General features: G+C 59.4%; 20 protein-coding genes and 2 tRNA genes. 8 read left to right on the top strand and 14 right to left on the bottom strand.

From position 1 onward, the window contains the following. Positions 1-20: 20 nt before the first annotated feature. Together HU742_RS14025 and HU742_RS14020 are read left to right on the top strand one after the other, a co-directional pair. The gene (locus tag HU742_RS14025) at positions 21-446 is read left to right on the top strand and encodes a cell wall hydrolase (protein WP_186642852.1); all 426 of its coding nucleotides are present in this window, start codon (positions 21-23) and stop codon (positions 444-446) included. Further along, on the top strand, positions 443-955 hold the full coding sequence (locus tag HU742_RS14020; RefSeq protein WP_186642851.1) for a lysis system i-spanin subunit Rz: 513 nt from the start codon (positions 443-445) through the stop codon (positions 953-955). Before HU742_RS14025 ends, HU742_RS14020 begins: the two co-directional genes overlap by 4 nt. On the opposite strand, the gene HU742_RS14015 is transcribed toward HU742_RS14020, so the two are convergent. The 3 genes from HU742_RS14015 to HU742_RS14005 all read right to left on the bottom strand — a co-directional run bounded on the left by HU742_RS14015 (position 936) and on the right by HU742_RS14005 (position 2,319). After that, a complete protein-coding gene (locus tag HU742_RS14015) occupies positions 936-1,628 on the bottom strand; it encodes an SOS response-associated peptidase family protein (protein ID WP_186642850.1) in 693 nt (230 codons plus the stop codon). The genes HU742_RS14020 and HU742_RS14015 overlap by 20 nt on opposite strands. Positions 1,629-1,640: 12 nt before the next feature. Further along, positions 1,641-2,024, bottom strand: coding sequence for a hypothetical protein (locus tag HU742_RS14010; RefSeq protein WP_186642849.1), 384 nt, complete (start codon positions 2,022-2,024; stop codon positions 1,641-1,643). An 85-nt stretch (positions 2,025-2,109) separates the two neighbouring features. After that, on the bottom strand, positions 2,110-2,319 hold the full coding sequence (locus tag HU742_RS14005; RefSeq protein ID WP_186639236.1) for a hypothetical protein: 210 nt from the start codon (positions 2,317-2,319) through the stop codon (positions 2,110-2,112). Between the two features lie 227 nt (positions 2,320-2,546). Between HU742_RS14005 and HU742_RS14000 the strand changes: the two genes are divergently transcribed. Continuing rightward, positions 2,547-2,624: transfer RNA gene (locus HU742_RS14000), tRNA-OTHER, on the top strand. 75 nt (positions 2,625-2,699) lie between these two features. Here HU742_RS14000 and HU742_RS13995 read toward each other — a convergent pair. Next, complete coding sequence (locus tag HU742_RS13995) at positions 2,700-3,062, bottom strand: NUDIX hydrolase (protein WP_186642848.1); 363 nt, start codon at positions 3,060-3,062, stop codon at positions 2,700-2,702. A gap of 251 nt (positions 3,063-3,313) precedes the next feature. Here HU742_RS13995 and HU742_RS13990 point away from each other — a divergent pair, with 251 nt between their 5' ends. Continuing rightward, a complete protein-coding gene (locus tag HU742_RS13990) occupies positions 3,314-3,499 on the top strand; it encodes a hypothetical protein (RefSeq protein WP_186639240.1) in 186 nt (61 codons plus the stop codon). Between the two features lie 92 nt (positions 3,500-3,591). Next, positions 3,592-3,819: a PLD nuclease N-terminal domain-containing protein gene (locus tag HU742_RS13985; RefSeq protein WP_186609988.1), complete on the top strand. Its 228-nt coding sequence runs from the start codon at positions 3,592-3,594 to the stop codon at positions 3,817-3,819. A 23-nt stretch (positions 3,820-3,842) separates the two neighbouring features. Here the strand turns inward: HU742_RS13985 and HU742_RS13980 are convergent, their stop codons facing one another. The 3 genes from HU742_RS13980 to HU742_RS13970 form a co-directional block, all read right to left on the bottom strand. Beyond that, the gene (locus HU742_RS13980) at positions 3,843-4,268 is read right to left on the bottom strand and encodes a hypothetical protein (protein WP_186639242.1); all 426 of its coding nucleotides are present in this window, start codon (positions 4,266-4,268) and stop codon (positions 3,843-3,845) included. Between the two features lie 141 nt (positions 4,269-4,409). Next, positions 4,410-4,640: a hypothetical protein gene (locus tag HU742_RS13975; RefSeq protein ID WP_186639244.1), complete on the bottom strand. Its 231-nt coding sequence runs from the start codon at positions 4,638-4,640 to the stop codon at positions 4,410-4,412. A gap of 155 nt (positions 4,641-4,795) precedes the next feature. Continuing rightward, a complete protein-coding gene (locus HU742_RS13970) occupies positions 4,796-5,050 on the bottom strand; it encodes a DUF6555 family protein (RefSeq protein WP_186609991.1) in 255 nt (84 codons plus the stop codon). 237 nt (positions 5,051-5,287) lie between these two features. On the opposite strand from HU742_RS13970, the gene HU742_RS13965 reads away from it, so the two are divergent. Together HU742_RS13965 and HU742_RS13960 are read left to right on the top strand one after the other, a co-directional pair. Then, positions 5,288-6,187: a polysaccharide deacetylase family protein gene (locus tag HU742_RS13965; protein ID WP_186642847.1), complete on the top strand. Its 900-nt coding sequence runs from the start codon at positions 5,288-5,290 to the stop codon at positions 6,185-6,187. Positions 6,188-6,289: 102 nt separating this feature from the next. Beyond that, the gene (locus HU742_RS13960) at positions 6,290-6,481 is read left to right on the top strand and encodes a DUF2188 domain-containing protein (RefSeq protein WP_186609993.1); all 192 of its coding nucleotides are present in this window, start codon (positions 6,290-6,292) and stop codon (positions 6,479-6,481) included. Positions 6,482-6,527: 46 nt separating this feature from the next. Here HU742_RS13960 and HU742_RS13955 read toward each other — a convergent pair whose 3' ends face one another. The 3 genes from HU742_RS13955 to HU742_RS13945 all read right to left on the bottom strand — a co-directional run bounded on the left by HU742_RS13955 (position 6,528) and on the right by HU742_RS13945 (position 9,650). After that, a complete protein-coding gene (locus tag HU742_RS13955) occupies positions 6,528-8,321 on the bottom strand; it encodes a DAHL domain-containing sensor histidine kinase (RefSeq protein WP_186642846.1) in 1,794 nt (597 codons plus the stop codon). 264 nt (positions 8,322-8,585) lie between these two features. Then, on the bottom strand, positions 8,586-9,473 hold the full coding sequence (locus tag HU742_RS13950; RefSeq protein ID WP_189664237.1) for a prohibitin family protein: 888 nt from the start codon (positions 9,471-9,473) through the stop codon (positions 8,586-8,588). An 89-nt stretch (positions 9,474-9,562) separates the two neighbouring features. After that, a tRNA-Ser gene (locus tag HU742_RS13945) sits at positions 9,563-9,650 on the bottom strand. Between the two features lie 124 nt (positions 9,651-9,774). On the opposite strand from HU742_RS13945, the gene HU742_RS13940 reads away from it, so the two are divergent. Then, positions 9,775-10,446, top strand: a complete 672-nt coding sequence (locus HU742_RS13940) for a Bax inhibitor-1/YccA family protein (protein ID WP_186609995.1) — start codon at positions 9,775-9,777, stop codon at positions 10,444-10,446. A 123-nt stretch (positions 10,447-10,569) separates the two neighbouring features. Here HU742_RS13940 and leuD read toward each other — a convergent pair whose 3' ends face one another. The 4 genes from leuD to xylG all read right to left on the bottom strand — a co-directional run bounded on the left by leuD (position 10,570) and on the right by xylG (position 15,443). After that, positions 10,570-11,175: a 3-isopropylmalate dehydratase small subunit gene (gene leuD / locus HU742_RS13935; protein WP_186642845.1), complete on the bottom strand. Its 606-nt coding sequence runs from the start codon at positions 11,173-11,175 to the stop codon at positions 10,570-10,572. 3 nt (positions 11,176-11,178) lie between these two features. Further along, positions 11,179-12,600, bottom strand: coding sequence for a 3-isopropylmalate dehydratase large subunit (gene leuC / locus HU742_RS13930; RefSeq protein ID WP_186642844.1), 1,422 nt, complete (start codon positions 12,598-12,600; stop codon positions 11,179-11,181). 149 nt (positions 12,601-12,749) lie between these two features. After that, entirely contained in the window at positions 12,750-13,886 is a 1,137-nt protein-coding gene (locus tag HU742_RS13925) for a sugar ABC transporter permease (RefSeq protein ID WP_186642843.1), read from the bottom strand. Beyond that, a complete protein-coding gene (xylG, locus tag HU742_RS13920) occupies positions 13,887-15,443 on the bottom strand; it encodes a D-xylose ABC transporter ATP-binding protein (protein ID WP_186639255.1) in 1,557 nt (518 codons plus the stop codon). It lies immediately after the preceding gene. Positions 15,444-15,481: the final 38 nt, after the last annotated feature.

The following is a 15,481-nucleotide window of genomic DNA, read 5'->3' as shown; positions in this document are numbered from 1 at the left end:
TTTTTGCCTGGAGAAAAGTTATGACACCGACCGAGAAGGACCGCGACATCCTCGCACTAACGCTGTGGGGGGAGGCCCGGGGGGAGAGTTTCGCCGGCCAGGTGGCCGTGGCCTGCGTGATCCGCAACCGCGTGAACGACGGCAAGGACCGGTCGTGGTGGGGCGAGGGCTATGCCGGTGTGTGCCTGAAGCCGTACCAGTTCAGTTGCTGGAACAAGAACGACCCGAACTATCCGTACCTGAGCGGCGCCAAGGAGATTCCGCCGACGCAGTTCGCCCAGGCGCAGCGGGCGGCGGATCTGGTTATCTCCGGCGCCGAGCCTGACATCACCAATGGCGCGACCCACTACTACGCGACCACCATGCCGAAGCCGCCGGCCTGGGCCAAGGACGCCACCCAGACTTTCCGCCTCGGGCACCACATCTTCTTCAAGGACGTGCCATGACTCCCGTCACGCTGAAGCTTTTGATCGCCGGCATGGCCGTGGCTTTGACCCTGGCGATCAGCGCGACATGGAAGGTCCAGGACTGGCGGTATAGCGGTCGACTGGCGGAGCAGGCCGTCCTGCACCAGTCCGACCTGAACAAAATCAGCAGCGCGGCCGCCGCCCAGGGCCAGGCAGAGCAGGGCAAGCGCCTGGCGCTGGAGCAGCAGCTGTCAGCCAGCGAACAAACCCACCACAAGGAACTGAGCGATGCTCAAACCAATCAAGCTCGCCTGCGCGATCGCCTTGCCACTACTGATGTCCGGCTGTCAGTCCTCCTCGCCGAGGATCCAGCCAGTTGCAACGCAGTGCCTGCAACCGCCAGCGCCGGCGGCGTGGTTCATGGAAGAGCAAGAGCCCAACTTGACCCAGCGCATGCTCAGAGAATTATCGCCATCACCGACGCCGGCGACCGAGGGTTGATCGCGTTGCGGGCGTGCCAGGCGTATGTCAGGTCTGTTGCTGACTAACCGGTAGAATGAGCCCGCGCTGTTGATTCTTTACATTGCCTACGGCTGTATCAACTCTGAACCACTCGAAAGCCTCAGCCGGTTCGCCCTGGTGCAGAGCTATTTGCTCGGCGCGTTCCTTTGGCGTGGCCGGATCCAGCCATTCCCGGGCAAGCTCTGGCGTCAGCACCACGGGGCGGCGGTCGTGGATGTCGACCATGCCGCCCGCGCTGTCGGCGGTGATGATTACGAAGCCGTCGTGCTCGCCCGGTTCACGCCCGCCGGTGGGGAACCGGCCTATCGAGGCGCACAGGACTGGCGCCTGGTCCCGTCGGCGGATCAGGTAGGGCTGCTTCTTGGGTCCACCCTCATCGACCCACTCAAACCAGTTGTTGATCGGCGTGATGGCCCGGTTCGGCCAGATCGAGCGGTAGAACGGGCCGTGGGCCACTTTCTCGACCCGGGCATTGATAGGTGCCGCTCGGTCCTTGGCCCAGTGTGGCCGCCAGCCCCAGCGCACCAGATCAGCATGCAGAACGTCGTCCTCCTGGTGCAATAGGGCCAGCTGTTGCGACGGCGCGCCGTTGTAGCGCTCCAGGGGCTGGTCGCCTACGGTGCTGACCATGGCGTTGGGCATGCTCAACACAGCCACGAAGTCGTGGATGCCGGTGTATTGCGAGATTCGTCCGCACATGACGTCTGCCCCTCATTCACCTGGCGGGTTACTGGCGAGCATGCTCTCAGGAAGGCTATCCCCCTCATAAACCTTGAGGCGCTGGTACAGCTCAGCTACGAGTGAGTTTCTGGCCATGTGATCGCCCTTCGACTTGTTCATTAGATGGACATACCGAATGTGCTCTGAATTCCATTTCTCCTTTGCCTCCTTCAGCTCGGCCCGAAGTCTCGCGCATTCCTTGGCTTCGGCGGCGTGCATTTCGATCAATCCGAAAATGTCCTGGCGCGCCTTGCGCAGCTGGGTGGTCAGTTCCAGCACCTCGTTCTCAAGCATAAGACAGGAGTGCTTGTACATTTCCAGGGGTGTTGGGGTGCCCAGCCAGTCGCTGGTGTCTTCAATCTCATACGGGTCCATGACCATGCCTTGCTTGTACTGTTTGGATATACAGTAATCGAGCGGCGATGATTCCTGCGAGGGTGAGGCGACGAGCAGCGCTATTTCACTCGGGCGCCATCAGCACAGCGAGCGTCAGCTTTATGAACTCTTCGTTCTTATCGATCGTGTCCAGAGCGCCCCGCACATTATCGGCAACGTCGCCCGAGCCGCGAGCTTCGACCCAGTTGGAGAGCTCCATGATGGCCGCTTCAAGCGCGAGCTGGTTCTCGTTGATCTTGTAAAGCAGGGAGGGGAGAAGGTCTGAGTTGGGCATGGGACGATTCCTTGGGCAATGGAATCAGCGTAGCAGTCGGAGGCGGGGGTTGGAGTTATGCCGAATCGGCATGAAGCGGGAGGAGGGCGTCACGCGGATGGCGGCGTTATCTGATCGGAAAGACGGCAATTCCTGGGCCGCAATCATTTCAAGGTATGCGGAAACATTGGGCTAGATGGCAGGTGTTTAGGCGCGATTGCGGACCAAAAAAGCTATCGCAGCGTGCGGCCTGATTGATTTCCCCTCGGGACTTAAAATCCCCCGCTCGTAAGGGCGTGCCGGTTCGATTCCGGCTTCGGGCACCATACAAAACAAAGGGTTGCATGATATTCCTCACGCAACCCTTTTTATTTGCTCCGCTTAAAGCCTCCAGCCTCCGATCACAATCTGCGCCGAAACGCCTCCAGTATCTCCCGCGTGCCCTTTTTCATCTGCAACTGGGCAATGGCATCCAGCGGATGCCAGAGGCAGTCGCAGATTTCGTTCTGCGGCCGGGCCGCCTTCGAGTCGTTGACCGAAGCTTCGAACACGTGATGTTCGGTACCGCCGTCGTTGAGCCGCATCAGGTAGAGGAGGTTTTCGGCGCTCAGTCCGGTTTCCTCCGCCAGCTCTCTCAGTGCTGCGTCAGCATGGCTTTCGCCGCGCTCGACAGTGCCACCCGGCAGGGCCCAGCGGCTCTTGGGTTTTCGCACCAGCAGGATATGCCGGTCTTCTTCGCAGATGACGGTCGCTCGAATTTTCATAGCCTTGCCCACTCACCGACTGTCATTAAATTGCAATATAACTGCAATATTTGAGCCTTGCGCGGTCGGTGTGTTCAAAATGTATTATTTTGCTGATACCTGTGGGACCGCGTGCCAACGGCAAAGGCTGCATTCATTTCCCCAGCGGTACGCTTTAGCGACCGGTCATCGCCAAAAATGAATCAGCTGGGAAAAAACGCATCAATGGTGGGTGGACGAAACCGGTCCCGGTAAATGGGGGAACGAGCAAAATGACCACCGTTGAAGACTTCAAGATCAAATCCCACGAGCTTTTAGTCGAGCTCGATACCGCAACATCAGAAATGATGGCGCTGATCTGTATCCATCAAATGTCCGGGAATGCCTGGGAAGAGGCCGTCCGGCGTCAACATGAGGCCTATGAGCAATGGGTCGCCTATCTGAACGAACGCGAGTAGCTGCACGGCTGTCACGCCACCGGTTAAGCAGATTCTTTGAACGGACCCTCGGTGGCCATGCCTAATCCATAGACTGACAAGAGGATTAGGCCATGTCTGAATTAGCCAGTTATTTCTGGATCGCCGTTGCGGTGCTGCTGTTGCTCGTGGATTTGTGGGCGATTGTCAGTGTCTTCCGGAGCGATAAATCGGCCGGTACCAAGGCAGGCTGGGCGTTGCTGTTGATCATCCTGCCTGTGCTGGGCTTGATTGTCTGGGGCGTGGCGGGGCCGCGAGGCATGAAGAACCCGCCTTCATCGCCCGAGCACAGCAAGGGCTGACGCAGCCTATGCGAGCCACCCGGTCAGCGGTTTTTCCACTGGCCGCCGGTGGTTTCGCAGTCCTTTTGCGCTTGCTGAAGCTGTTGCGCGCCGTAGTAGTACCAAATGACTTGCGCATTGTCCGGAAGGTTGGCAGAGCCACCGCTGCGGTCCTTGCTGGTTGAATGGGGATTGGCCAGGGCTTCCTGGGTGAGCCGGGCCTGGCAGGTCGCCACATAGCCCTCGGCGCAGCGCTCGACCGGTTTCTTCTCGGTGCTCAAGGTTCCCTTGCTTTCATTGCTGCACGACCAGCCGATGGCCTCGGAGGGCACGCCTTTATATTCATAACAACTGCGCGTTTCGATTTCGGCTACCGCTTGGCTCTGGGACCGAGAAGTGACGTCACATCCCTGGGCCATGACGGTGGAGGGGACTGCGCAGGCGACCAGCAGCAGGACTTTGGCATTCATGAGGATTCTCCCTTTCGACGTTTCTTTGCAGCCATACCTATCAATATCGAGGCGCAAAGAACGGTCCTTGTTCCATCGGTTTTTCAACCGGTAGACCGTAGGGTGAATCTGTCAGGCAACAATCATCAACGCAGCCTGGCGCTACCGAAACTTGGGTAGCGGTGGCTCCGTGGGCTTCAACGAGGACAATGCGCTCTGGATCGAAGGGGCGTCTTTCTCGATGTCGTTGAGGCGATCGCGGATACGGACAGCGGCGGGGTGGCCACCCTGGTGGTCGACCCAGTCAGCGATTTCCTTGCAGGCTGCGGTCAGCCGAGCCTGGCGCGATTCCAGCAAAGTGAGCAGGGTGGTGATGGACTCTTTTTCGGACATGTCACACCTCCATTCAAGGTTGAGGATCAGGCAGCACAAAACCCATCGGTAATGACGGGTAATGCTGCAATAAAGCGTAGTTGAGTTATTTCTGGTCTGTGGAACATCCGGCGCGCGACTGGACAGTCGGCGCGCCAGGATCTGTCATATCCGTTTCAGCCGGACTCCTTTATCCACGAAGGCGCGACGGAAGCTCGCCAGCGCACATCGGTAATACCGTATTTTTCCGCCATGGGTTTTGATACCCGCTTGACCTTTTCCCTGCCGAATTTGGGTATGCGCCCAACACCCGCGTCGCAACTGGCCCAATGCCAAGCTTCGGAGTTATTCATCAAGTCTGCGCGAATGATGAAAGACTTGGGCTCGCCATGGAGCATGTAGTCGATGATGTAAAGCGATGGACCGCCCATAAATCCTCCCTAATTGATCCTATACGGATGGATACGGAGGCGTTCGGAAAATTCCATCGGATTTCCAGACGGTCGAAAACCCACTGCGCAGGCCTTTGGCCAGTTTACCCGGCATCGCCTGCAACGGCAGTGCTCACGGTGTGGAACCAAACCCGGTTAACCTTCTCCAAGATGAGCTTCAAAACAGGGTGCCAGGGATCGAAGGCGACGCATTGCGGCACTGAATAAAGGCAAAACATGAAAAATATCGTCGGGGCGCTGGTCATGATATTCATCGCCAGCGGTTTGTCGGGTTGCATTGGATCACCCATCGAACTGACCCCGAACACCGAGCAACGCTTGCGCGCTCAACCTCCGATCCGTTTCCTGCTGACCTTTGACGATGGTCCCAGCGCATCGTCGTTCTGGAATCCTAGCCTGGATGTGTTGGACGCCCTTGCGCATAACCCGGTGCAGCCAGGGATCAAGGCTATATTTTTTGTCCAGACGCGTGCGCCGCGAGCCGGCGGCAGCGACGTCGGCCGTTCAGTCATGCGTCGTGAGCACTTGGAAGGGCACCTGCTGGGCTTTCATACCGCGACCCATTGGCACACCAATCATCGGTTCCTGAATCCTGACGAACTGGAGCAGTCGCTCGTCAACGGCACAAACGATATTGGCGCAGTGACCGGCGCGCCGCCCAGCCTGGTAAGGCCACCGTTCTGGAGTTATGACAGGCGCACCTTCGCCGCCTATCAGCGGCACGGCATGCACGTATTGCTGACGGACTTGAGTGCCAACGATGGAAAAGTCTGGGGCATCACCCTGAGTCCGCGACGCCGGATGAACCTGACACGCCAACTCTCCGAAGCGCGTGAGCGCATCGCTGCCGGGCAACTGCCAGCCGTGGACGGGGTGATACCGGTCGTGGTGACCTTCCATGACCTCAATCGCTATACCGCTCGCCACGCCCGTGAGTACCTGCAGATTCTGCTCGACAGTGCACGAGACACCGGCCTGAAGACGGCTGCCAAGCCTTTTTATGACGACAGCCAGGCCCTTGAGCGCGCTGCGATGGCGCGCACGGTCCAGAGTACCTCCCAGCCCGTGCACCTGCCTGGTTTGTGGGATTGGCTGTGGGATTCGGACGCCCATTGATGGGATTGCTCGCTGGACATGGCGCGACGTTCGGTAGGCACCGGGCCGAAAACCGGGAGTAAGGTAGACGCCGTAGACCGGTTTTTTCAGGAGGTGACGATCATGAGTACTGCGATGCTGACGAAAATGCACATCAATGGTTATGACGTGCTCAGCGTAAACAGCGGCCCGTGGCGGGTTTGTACCCAGGCCGACCGGTTAGGCTCCTTCGCTTCGCGCGAGGAAGCGCTGGCCTATGCTGCGGCGTTACCGGCCAGGAGGCGCCGTAGCGTGCAGCCAGGCAACACTCGGTAGCCGAGAAGCGCGGCGGGCAGTCAAACCCGCCGCGCTGCCTATCGAATCAGGAAACCGCCAGGTCCAGCGGGATTTCCAGGGTGAACACCGCGCCTTGCCCAGGCCCGTCACTGTGGACATGAAGGCGGCCATTCATTTCGACCGCCGCTAAAGCGCAACTGTGCAAGCCGAATCCGTGGCCATTCTGGCGGGTGGTGAACCCATGATTGAAGATCCTGGCCAAGTTCTCAGGCGCGATGCCTTCGCCACGATCCTTGACGGTTATACATAAGGTTGCCGGCTCGACGATCCGAATGCCCAAGATCATTTCCCGAGGCGGTTCGATATGGGACATGGCGAACTTGGCGTTGCTGATCAAGTTGATCAGGATCAGCAACAACCGGTGCTTGTCGCCCAGAATCACCGGTGTGTCCTGGTAATCCTTGATCACCGTGACATGGTGCCGGCTCAGCGCGCCCGAATTCATGCGCAATGCATCTTCGAACAGATCGGTGATACTCAGTGGCTCGATCAGCCTGGCGGCCCCGGCGTAGGTTTGCTGGGTCGTGACGATTTCCTTGATGTGATCGATGCTTCTGGTCAGTTGCGCCAGCTCTTCAATGAGCAGCGCCTGTTCGGCGGCAACGGCGTCGGCCAGTTCATTGAAGTAGCGGGGCAACAGCTTGCCTTTTTCGTCCTCGGTGATGAACTGGCCCAGATCCTGGGTATGTTCGTTCATCATCCTGACCGCTCTGCCCAATCCCTGCGTCTTGCTGTTCTTCAACTTTCGGCTCACCAGCTCCGCTGAAATATTCACGCTGTTGAGCACGTTGCCGACGTTGTGCAAGACGTTCGTCGCGATCTCGGCCATGCCCGCCATGCGTGCAGCATCCACCAACTCGCGCTCGGCCTCTTTCAACGCCTGCGTACGCTCTTGTACGCGCTCTTCCAGATTGTCGTTGGAAGCCTGCAGCTCATGGTTGATCTGATTGATCACCGAATAGCTGCGCACCAGCCGCACGGCAAGGTAAATCATCAACAGCGCCATCAGGCTGGCGCAGACGGCCAGGTACATATGGTACTGGCGGTCTGTCGCGGCCGTTCGGCGTTGCGTTTCGTTCAACAGCTCGTTGATGCTGTCCAGTTCCTGGGCTACTGGTATGACGCTGATGCGATCCAGCAGGTCGTTGACCAACGGCTGCTCTTGAATGATGGTCTTGACGTGCTGTATCAGGGCAATAAAGGTCGGGCGAGAGGAGGCGGGCAACGAATCAATGTGTTGGTCGAGTTCATTTAACTGCTCCTGTACTTCCACCGCTTTGTCCGAGGTGACGTAAAGTGCGTATTCCAAAGTGGTCAACGCCAGGTCGAGGACATTGGAGGCTGCCGTCAGGCGGGCAATCTCCCCGTCGGCTTTCATCTCCTGCAGCAAGGTTTGTATTTGATCCTCAACCGTCGGTAGTGCGTCCAATGACGTGCGCAAGTTGGCATTGTGTTGCTCGAATTGCGCCACCAACAGGCTCTTGTTCTTGACCGCATCCACATAGCCCTGGCGCCTTGATGCCCACAGCGTTGCCAGCGGACCGGAGTGGTTCAGTCGCTCCAATTGCTCCCATCGGCTTTGCGCTTCGGGCGGCGGGGTGAGCGAAAGGTTGTTGTTGACGCCTATTTTTTTCCGAAGGATTTTTACGTTCCAGTTCGCGTCGGCTTGTTTGAGTTGGCGAATGAAGTCGCGCGACTCGAAGTAAGTCGATGTGTCGTAGGTGTAGGACTTTATTAAAAAGAAAATCAGCGCCGAGAAAACAATCAGCGCCGCGGCCAACAAGGCGGGCCATTTGTATTTTCTGAAGAGAATGGTCACGCGTTTCTCCAGTTCATGATGGAGGTCGAAGCACGTGCAGGGTTCTGCAATGAATGGAAATGATCAGGGCGATAGGTTGCGCAGGGGATATAGCGGAGGAGTAGCGTCGGTATGCTTTTGCCTGGGTACACGTCGAGCTCCCTGCTAACGGTGGAATAACGGGTGCGTCAGTGACCGAAGTGTAGCGTCAACGAGACGGGGCTGCGTTTCCTCGGTGGTGCGATGTAGGGGAAGCGCGGCCAGAATTGACCGCGCGGGCAGGACTTACTTCAGATCGATGAAGGGCAGTGCGGTGTTTGGCAGCATGGTCGTGGGCAACTGGCCGTTCCAGCGCTCGGCCTTGGTCAGTTCAACCAGGTTCTGGTTACTGGCCAGCGCCTGGGCGCGCGCCTTGATGGCCTCGGCTTCAGCCTTGCCGCGCAGTTCAGTGGCGAGGGCATCTGCCTTGGCCTGGGCAACCTGCGAATCGGCTTCCGCCTGGGCCTGGGTCACGCGAATCTGCGCCTGGACCTGCTCGGTGGCGAGCTGTTGCTCACGGGTCTTGACCTGGACTTCCGCCGCCATGCGCGCTTCGATGGCTTTTTCGTAGGCATCGCTGAAATCGATGTTCTCGACCTGGACGCTGTCGATGATCACCGGCCCGGTAATCGTCGCCTTGATTGCCGCCGAAATATCGTTGACCAACTGAACGCGGTTCTGCACTGCGGCGACAGCGTTGAACTTGCCAAACACGTTCTCGACCTGGGTCGGCACTTGTCGGCTGATCATCCGGTCCCGAATGCCTTCGAGGTCCTTGAACTGGGTATAGACCTTGGCCACATCGGAAGGCGCGATGTGCCAGGACACCGACACCTTGAGTTCGGCGGATTGCTGGTCCTTGCTGTACGCCTGCAGGTCATTGTAGGAGGTGACCTGGCTTTGCGTGCTGATCAAGCGGACCGACTCGATAAACGGCATCTTGAACGACAAACCCGGTTCAACCACGCCGACCAGGGCTCCGTTGCGCAAGAGCACGCCGCGCTCGGTCTCATCAACGGTGTACCAACTGCCATAGAACACGCATAACAGGACCACGCCGAGAATTGCAGCGGCGATCGAACCGATGGTTTTGCTGTTCACTTTACTTTCCTTGAGTGGGGTTGGAGATGGCATGCACTGTTTCCTTTGTGAAGACCGTCACTGTTTTTTCAAACGCCAGACACGAAAAAGCCCTGAAAATTCAGGGCTCTAACGTTAGAAGATGGCGGAGGCGATGGGATTCGAACTCATGGACCTGTTACAGTCGACGGTTTTCAAGACCGTTGCCTTAAACCACTCGGCCACACCTCCGTATTGCGTTGCGGGCGCCATAATACCCGAATGAAACACACTGTCAAACTCTCTACGTAGCTTGTTACAGAGCGTCTGTTATGATCCATGCCACTGAATGTTTCAAAACCGGAGGAGTGTCGCCATGCGCGAACAGGATTACGCAGTGAACAACAGCGTGCAGGCTGAGCAGCTAGAGGTTAGCCGCGTCCTGCGCAACACTTATGGCCTGCTGGCACTCACGCTCGCTTTCAGCGGTGTGATGGCCTTCGTCGCACAACAGATGCGTGTCGGTTACCCGAATATCTTCGTCGTGCTGATCGGTTTCTACGGCCTGTTCTTCCTTACCAACAAGCTCCGCGATTCGGCCTGGGGCCTGGTTTCGGCGTTTGCCCTGACCGGTTTCATGGGCTTTTTGCTCGGCCCGATCCTCAACCGTTACCTGGGCATGCAGGGCGGCGCTGAAGTGGTCAGCTCGGCTTTCGCGATGACAGCCCTGGTATTCGGCGGCCTGTCGGCCTACGTGCTGATCTCCCGCAAGGACATGAGTTTCCTGAGCGGTTTCATCACCGCCGGTTTCTTCGTGTTGCTGGGCGCGGTAGTGGCTAGCTTCTTCTTCCAGATCAGCGGCCTCCAACTGGCAATCAGCGCCGGCTTCGTGCTGTTCTCGTCGGTCTGCATCCTGTACCAGACCAGCGCCATCATCCACGGCGGCGAGCGCAACTACATCATGGCGACCGTCAGCCTGTATGTGTCGATCTACAACCTGTTTGTCAGCTTGTTGCAGCTGTTTGGCCTGATGGGTCGCGACGACTGATATTGCTGGAGCGTCTGCTTCGGTGTGAGCTGTTGATTTGAGGAACGGCGCCTCTCCTGAAAGGGAGGGCGCCGTTTTTTTTCGCCTTTTTTTCGGGTTATTGCGGGACCGGCAACAGAATCATCACAACCAGGGGTTTTGCGCCAAGTGCTTACTCTCAAAGCGGCGGATCTGTTCCGCGCGTTGAAGCGTGGCACCAATGGCATCCAACCCGAGCAGTAGCGATTGCTTACGCAGTCCGTCGATCTCGAACGCAACGACGGTACCGTCCGCTAGTTCAATGCACTGCCCAGTCAAATTGACGTTGATGTGCGCCGTTTCGGCCTGGCTGATAACGCCCGCGACCTTCTTCCACCGGGTCTCGGGAAGCTCAATCAGCAGTACCCCGTTTCGCTGGCAATTGTCGTAGAAGATCCCCGCGAAGCTCGTCCCGATCAGCGCCCGAATGCCCACCTGCTTCAACCCCCACACAGCATGTTCCCGGCTCGAGCCGCAGCCAAAATTGTCGCCCACCACCAGGAACGTTGCCCCGCGCCAGCCGGGTCTATTGAGGACGAAATCAGGATTGGGCACGCCTGGCTCCAGCCATCTCAAGTCGAAAAAAAGGCCACGGTCCAGCCCTTGGCGGTCGATGCCCTTGAGAAACTGCTTGGGCATGATCACGTCAGTGTCGATGTTGGCCGCCAGCAGTGGGGCGGCGATGCCAGCGACGGTGTCAAAAGGTTGCATGCTTCAAGCCTCCGCGAGCAGTGAACGAACGTCAGTCAGATGGCCGGTTATCGCCGCGGCAGCGACCATGGCCGGGCTCATCAGGTGGGTGCGCGCGCCTGCGCCCTGGCGTCCTTCAAAGTTGCGATTGGTGCTGGATGCGCAGCGATCCCCTGGTGCGAGTACGTCGTCGTTCATCGCCAGGCACATCGAGCAGCCCGACTGGCGCCATTCGAAACCGGCGTCGCGGAAGATCCCGGCCAGTCCTTCTTCTTCGGCCTGGTCACGCACGGCGGTGGAGCCGGGCACGATCATCGCGCGCACATGGGCCGCCACGCGCTTGCCGCGTACGACACGTGCCGCGTCGCGCAAGTCTTCGATACGCGCATTGGTGCAGGAGCCGATGAACGCATGGCTGATGACCACCTCATTGAGCAGCATCCCTGGCGTCAAGCCCATGTAGTCCAGCGCCCTTTGCAGGCCCTGGCGCAGGATTGGGTCGGGCTGCGCCGATGGGTCCGGCACGCGAGCGCCTATCGGCGACGCCTGGTCGGGGCTGGTGCCCCAAGTCACCATGGGTTCCAGCGCATTGACATCGAGTGTCACTTCCCGATCGAACACCGCGCCTTCATCGCTGTGCAATGCTCGCCACTTGGCCACTGCCCGCTCCCACAATTCGCTCCGGGGAGCCCGGGGCTTGGCTTGCAGGTAGGCGAAGACTTTGTCATCCGGCGCCATGAAGGCGCCTCGGGCTCCGGCCTCAACGGCCATGTTGCAAATGGTCATCCTGGCTTCGACGCTCAGGGCGGTAATGGCCGGGCCCGCGAATTCGATGGCATATCCGGTGGCACCGGAGGCGCCGATCTGTTCAATCAAAGCCATGATGATGTCCTTGGCGGTGACTCCCGCCCCGAGCTCGCCATTCACTATGACGCGCAGGGTTTTCAAGCGCTTGTAGACCAGTGTCTGCGTTGCCAGAAGGTGTTCTATTTCGGAGGTGCCGATGCCAAAACCAAACGCTCCCAATGCGCCGTAGGTGGTGGTATGGCTATCGCCGGCGGCGACGACCATGCCCGGCAGGATAAAGCCTTGTTCAGGGGCCACGACGTGCTCGATGCCTTGGCGTTTGTCGAGTACATCGAACAGCTCAATGCCGAAGTCGCGACAATTTTCGGCAAAGTACGACACCTGCCGGGCACCGCCGGCGTCCGGCATGGTTGCGATGCGCTGGGGCGTCGTCGGGTTGACGTGGTCGACCACCGCAAGGGTTGCGCTCGGCCGCCAGACGCTGCGGCGGGTTTCGCGCAGGCCGCTGAAGGCTTGCGGGCTGGTGTACTCGTTCGCGACTTGACGGTCGATGTAGAGCAGCACATGACCCTGGTCGTCCAGCGGGCAGACGGTATGGCTGTCGATGTGTTTCTGATAGAGGGTTCTCGGGCTGTTCATTCGAGCGCTTCTTGTCTTGGCGGGGCTTGCCTGCCAACAGCATATTCACCGTCAAGCAGGCATCAAGAGCACTAAAGTGAAGGCGTTGCACACGAGTCGTGATCAATCATCCGGCAGGGGCGGCGGGCAGGCCGCCCCGAGGTGAGTGATCAGCGCCTGCCGGTGCGGGTGCTGACGTCCACCCACACGGCCAGGACCAGGATGCTGCCTTTGACGATCATCTGCCAGTAGCTGTCGACGTCGAGCATCGACATGCCGTTGTCCAGGCTGGTGATGACCAAAGCACCGAGCAGCGCGCCGTAGACCGTACCGGAACCGCCGCGCATGGAGGTGCCGCCGATGAAGCAGGCGGCGATGGCGTCCAGTTCGCCCATGTTGCCGGCCGACGGTGAGCCGGCGGCCAGGCGCGCCGTGTTGACCATGCCGGCGAGGGCGCACATCACGCCCATGATGCCGAAGATCCACAGCTTCACCGCCTGCACGTTGATGCCCGACAGGCGCGTGGCCTCCATGTTGCTGCCCACCGAATAGACGCGACGGCCGAAGACGGTCTGGCTGGTCACGTAGCTGAACACGCCGAGCAGGACCAGCAGCAGCAACACCGGAACCGGAATCCCGTCATAGCTGTTGAGCGTGTAGACGAACCCGGCCAGCACCGCGCCAATCAACACCACTCGCACCACGTCCCGCGCCAGAGAATGCGCCGCGAGGCCGTGAAGGGCACGATTGCGCCGCTGCTTCCAGGTCAGAAACAGGGTCAGGGCGAACAACAGCACGCCAAGTCCCGTGCCGACCGCGTGGGGTAAATAACCCTGGCCGACATAAACCAGCTCCGGCGACACCGGGGCGATGGTGGTGCCACCGGTGATGCCCAGCAGAATGCCGCGAAACGCCAGCATGCCGCCCAGACCCACGATGAAGGAGGGGATGCGCAGGTAGGCGGTCATGTAGCCGTTGGCGAGGCCAATGACCAGTCCGCACAGGGCGACCACGCTGAGGTTCGCCAGCAGCGGAATGTGGTAGACCACGTCAAGAATCGCTGCCAGCCCGCCCAACAGGCCCAGCAAGGAGCCCACCGAAAGATCGATCTCGCCGCTGATGATCACCAGCACCATGCCGCAGGCCAGGATGCCGGTGATCGACATCTGCCGCAGCAGGTTGGAGAGGTTGCGCGGGGTCAGGAATCCACCGTCGGTTTGCCAACTGAAGAACAGCCAGATAATCGCCACGGCAATCACCAGGGCAAGCATTTTGTAGCGGGTGAACAGTTGTTTGACCTGGTTCATCTACGCGGACTTCCGATCATTGTTGTGAGGATCTTCGGGATGGCTGAGCGCGGCAGCGAGCACCTGTTCCTGGGTCAATTGCTGGTTGATGAAATCGCCGCGCAGCTGGCCTTCGCCGATCACCAGCACGCGATCGGAAACCCCCAGCACTTCGGCCAGTTCCGAGGACACCATGATGATTGACACACCTTCGGCCGCCAACGCGCCCATCAGCTTGTAGATTTCGTACTTGGCACCGACATCCACGCCGCGGGTCGGCTCGTCGAGAATCAACACCCTGGGCTTGGTCAGGAGCATCTTCGCCAGCACGGCTTTTTGCTGGTTGCCCCCGGAAAGACTGGTGATCGGCAGGAACGGGGTCGCGGTCTTCAGGTGCATGCGCGAGATTTCCCGGTCGATGCTGCCCAGCTCGGCCTCGGCGTCGATGCGGGTCAGTTTCGAGTAGTTGTCCAGCACGGCCAGGGTGATGTTCTGGCCGACACCCAGGTCCGGAATGATGCCTTGGCGCTTGCGGTCTTCGGGGACCATGCACAGGCCGGCGCGGATGGACTTGAGTGGCGTGCCGGTGTCGATGCGCTGGCCGTCCAGCCAGACTTCGCCTTCATGACGACCGGGATAGGCGCCGAACAGCGCCGACACCAGTTCCGTGCGGCCGGCGCCCACCAGCCCGGCGATGCCGAGGATCTCCCCGCGCTTGAGCACGAACGAAATATCGTCGACGCGTTTGCGCCTGGGATTGTCGACGTCGTAGCAGGTGATGTGGCGCGCTTCGAAAATCACCTCGCCCACTTCATGGGGTTCGGTGGGGTAGAGGTTGCTCATTTCCCGCCCGACCATCTGGGTGATGATCTTCGGGATGTCCATGTCAGCCATGGCGGTGGTAGCGATGTGTTTGCCATCGCGAATCACTGAAATGGTGTCGCACACGGCGGCCACTTCATCGAGCTTGTGAGAGATATAGACGCAGGCAACTCCCTTGGCCTTGAGGTCGCGGATGATGTCCAGCAGCACGTCGATTTCCGAGCGGGTCAGGGCCGAGGAGGGCTCATCGAGAATCAGCAGGCGCGCCTGTTTGTTCAGCGCCTTGGCGATTTCCACCAGTTGCTGGTAGCCACCGCCGTACTGCGAAACCGGCAGCGAGACGTTCATGTCAGGCACTTTGAGTTCGCGCATCAGGGCTTCGGCGCGGTGGATCATCGCCGGGTAATTCATGCGCCCGCCGGGCAGCGTCAACTCGTGACCCATGAAGATGTTTTCGGCCACCGACAGGTCGGGAACCAGGGTCAGTTCCTGATGGATGATGACGATCCCGGCGGCTTCGGTGTCGCTGATCGATTGGGCTTTGAGCGGCTGGCCGTCCCAGAGGATCTCACCTTGCCAGGTGCCGTAGGGATAGACCGCCGACAGGACTTTCATCAGGGTGGATTTGCCCGCACCGTTCTCGCCGCAGAGGCCGACGCATTCACCTGGCTTGACCTTGATGTCGATGCCATTGAGGGCTTTGACACCGTCGAAAGTCTTGACGATGCCGTTCATTTGCAACAGATATTCGGACATGGCGAGGGCTCGTAGAAAAGGGCTCACACATCAACGAC

The sequence above is a fragment of the Pseudomonas marvdashtae genome (genome assembly GCF_014268655.2).
Taxonomy (GTDB): domain Bacteria; phylum Pseudomonadota; class Gammaproteobacteria; order Pseudomonadales; family Pseudomonadaceae; genus Aquipseudomonas; species Aquipseudomonas marvdashtae.
This window is presented reverse-complemented; position numbering and strand designations above follow the sequence as displayed.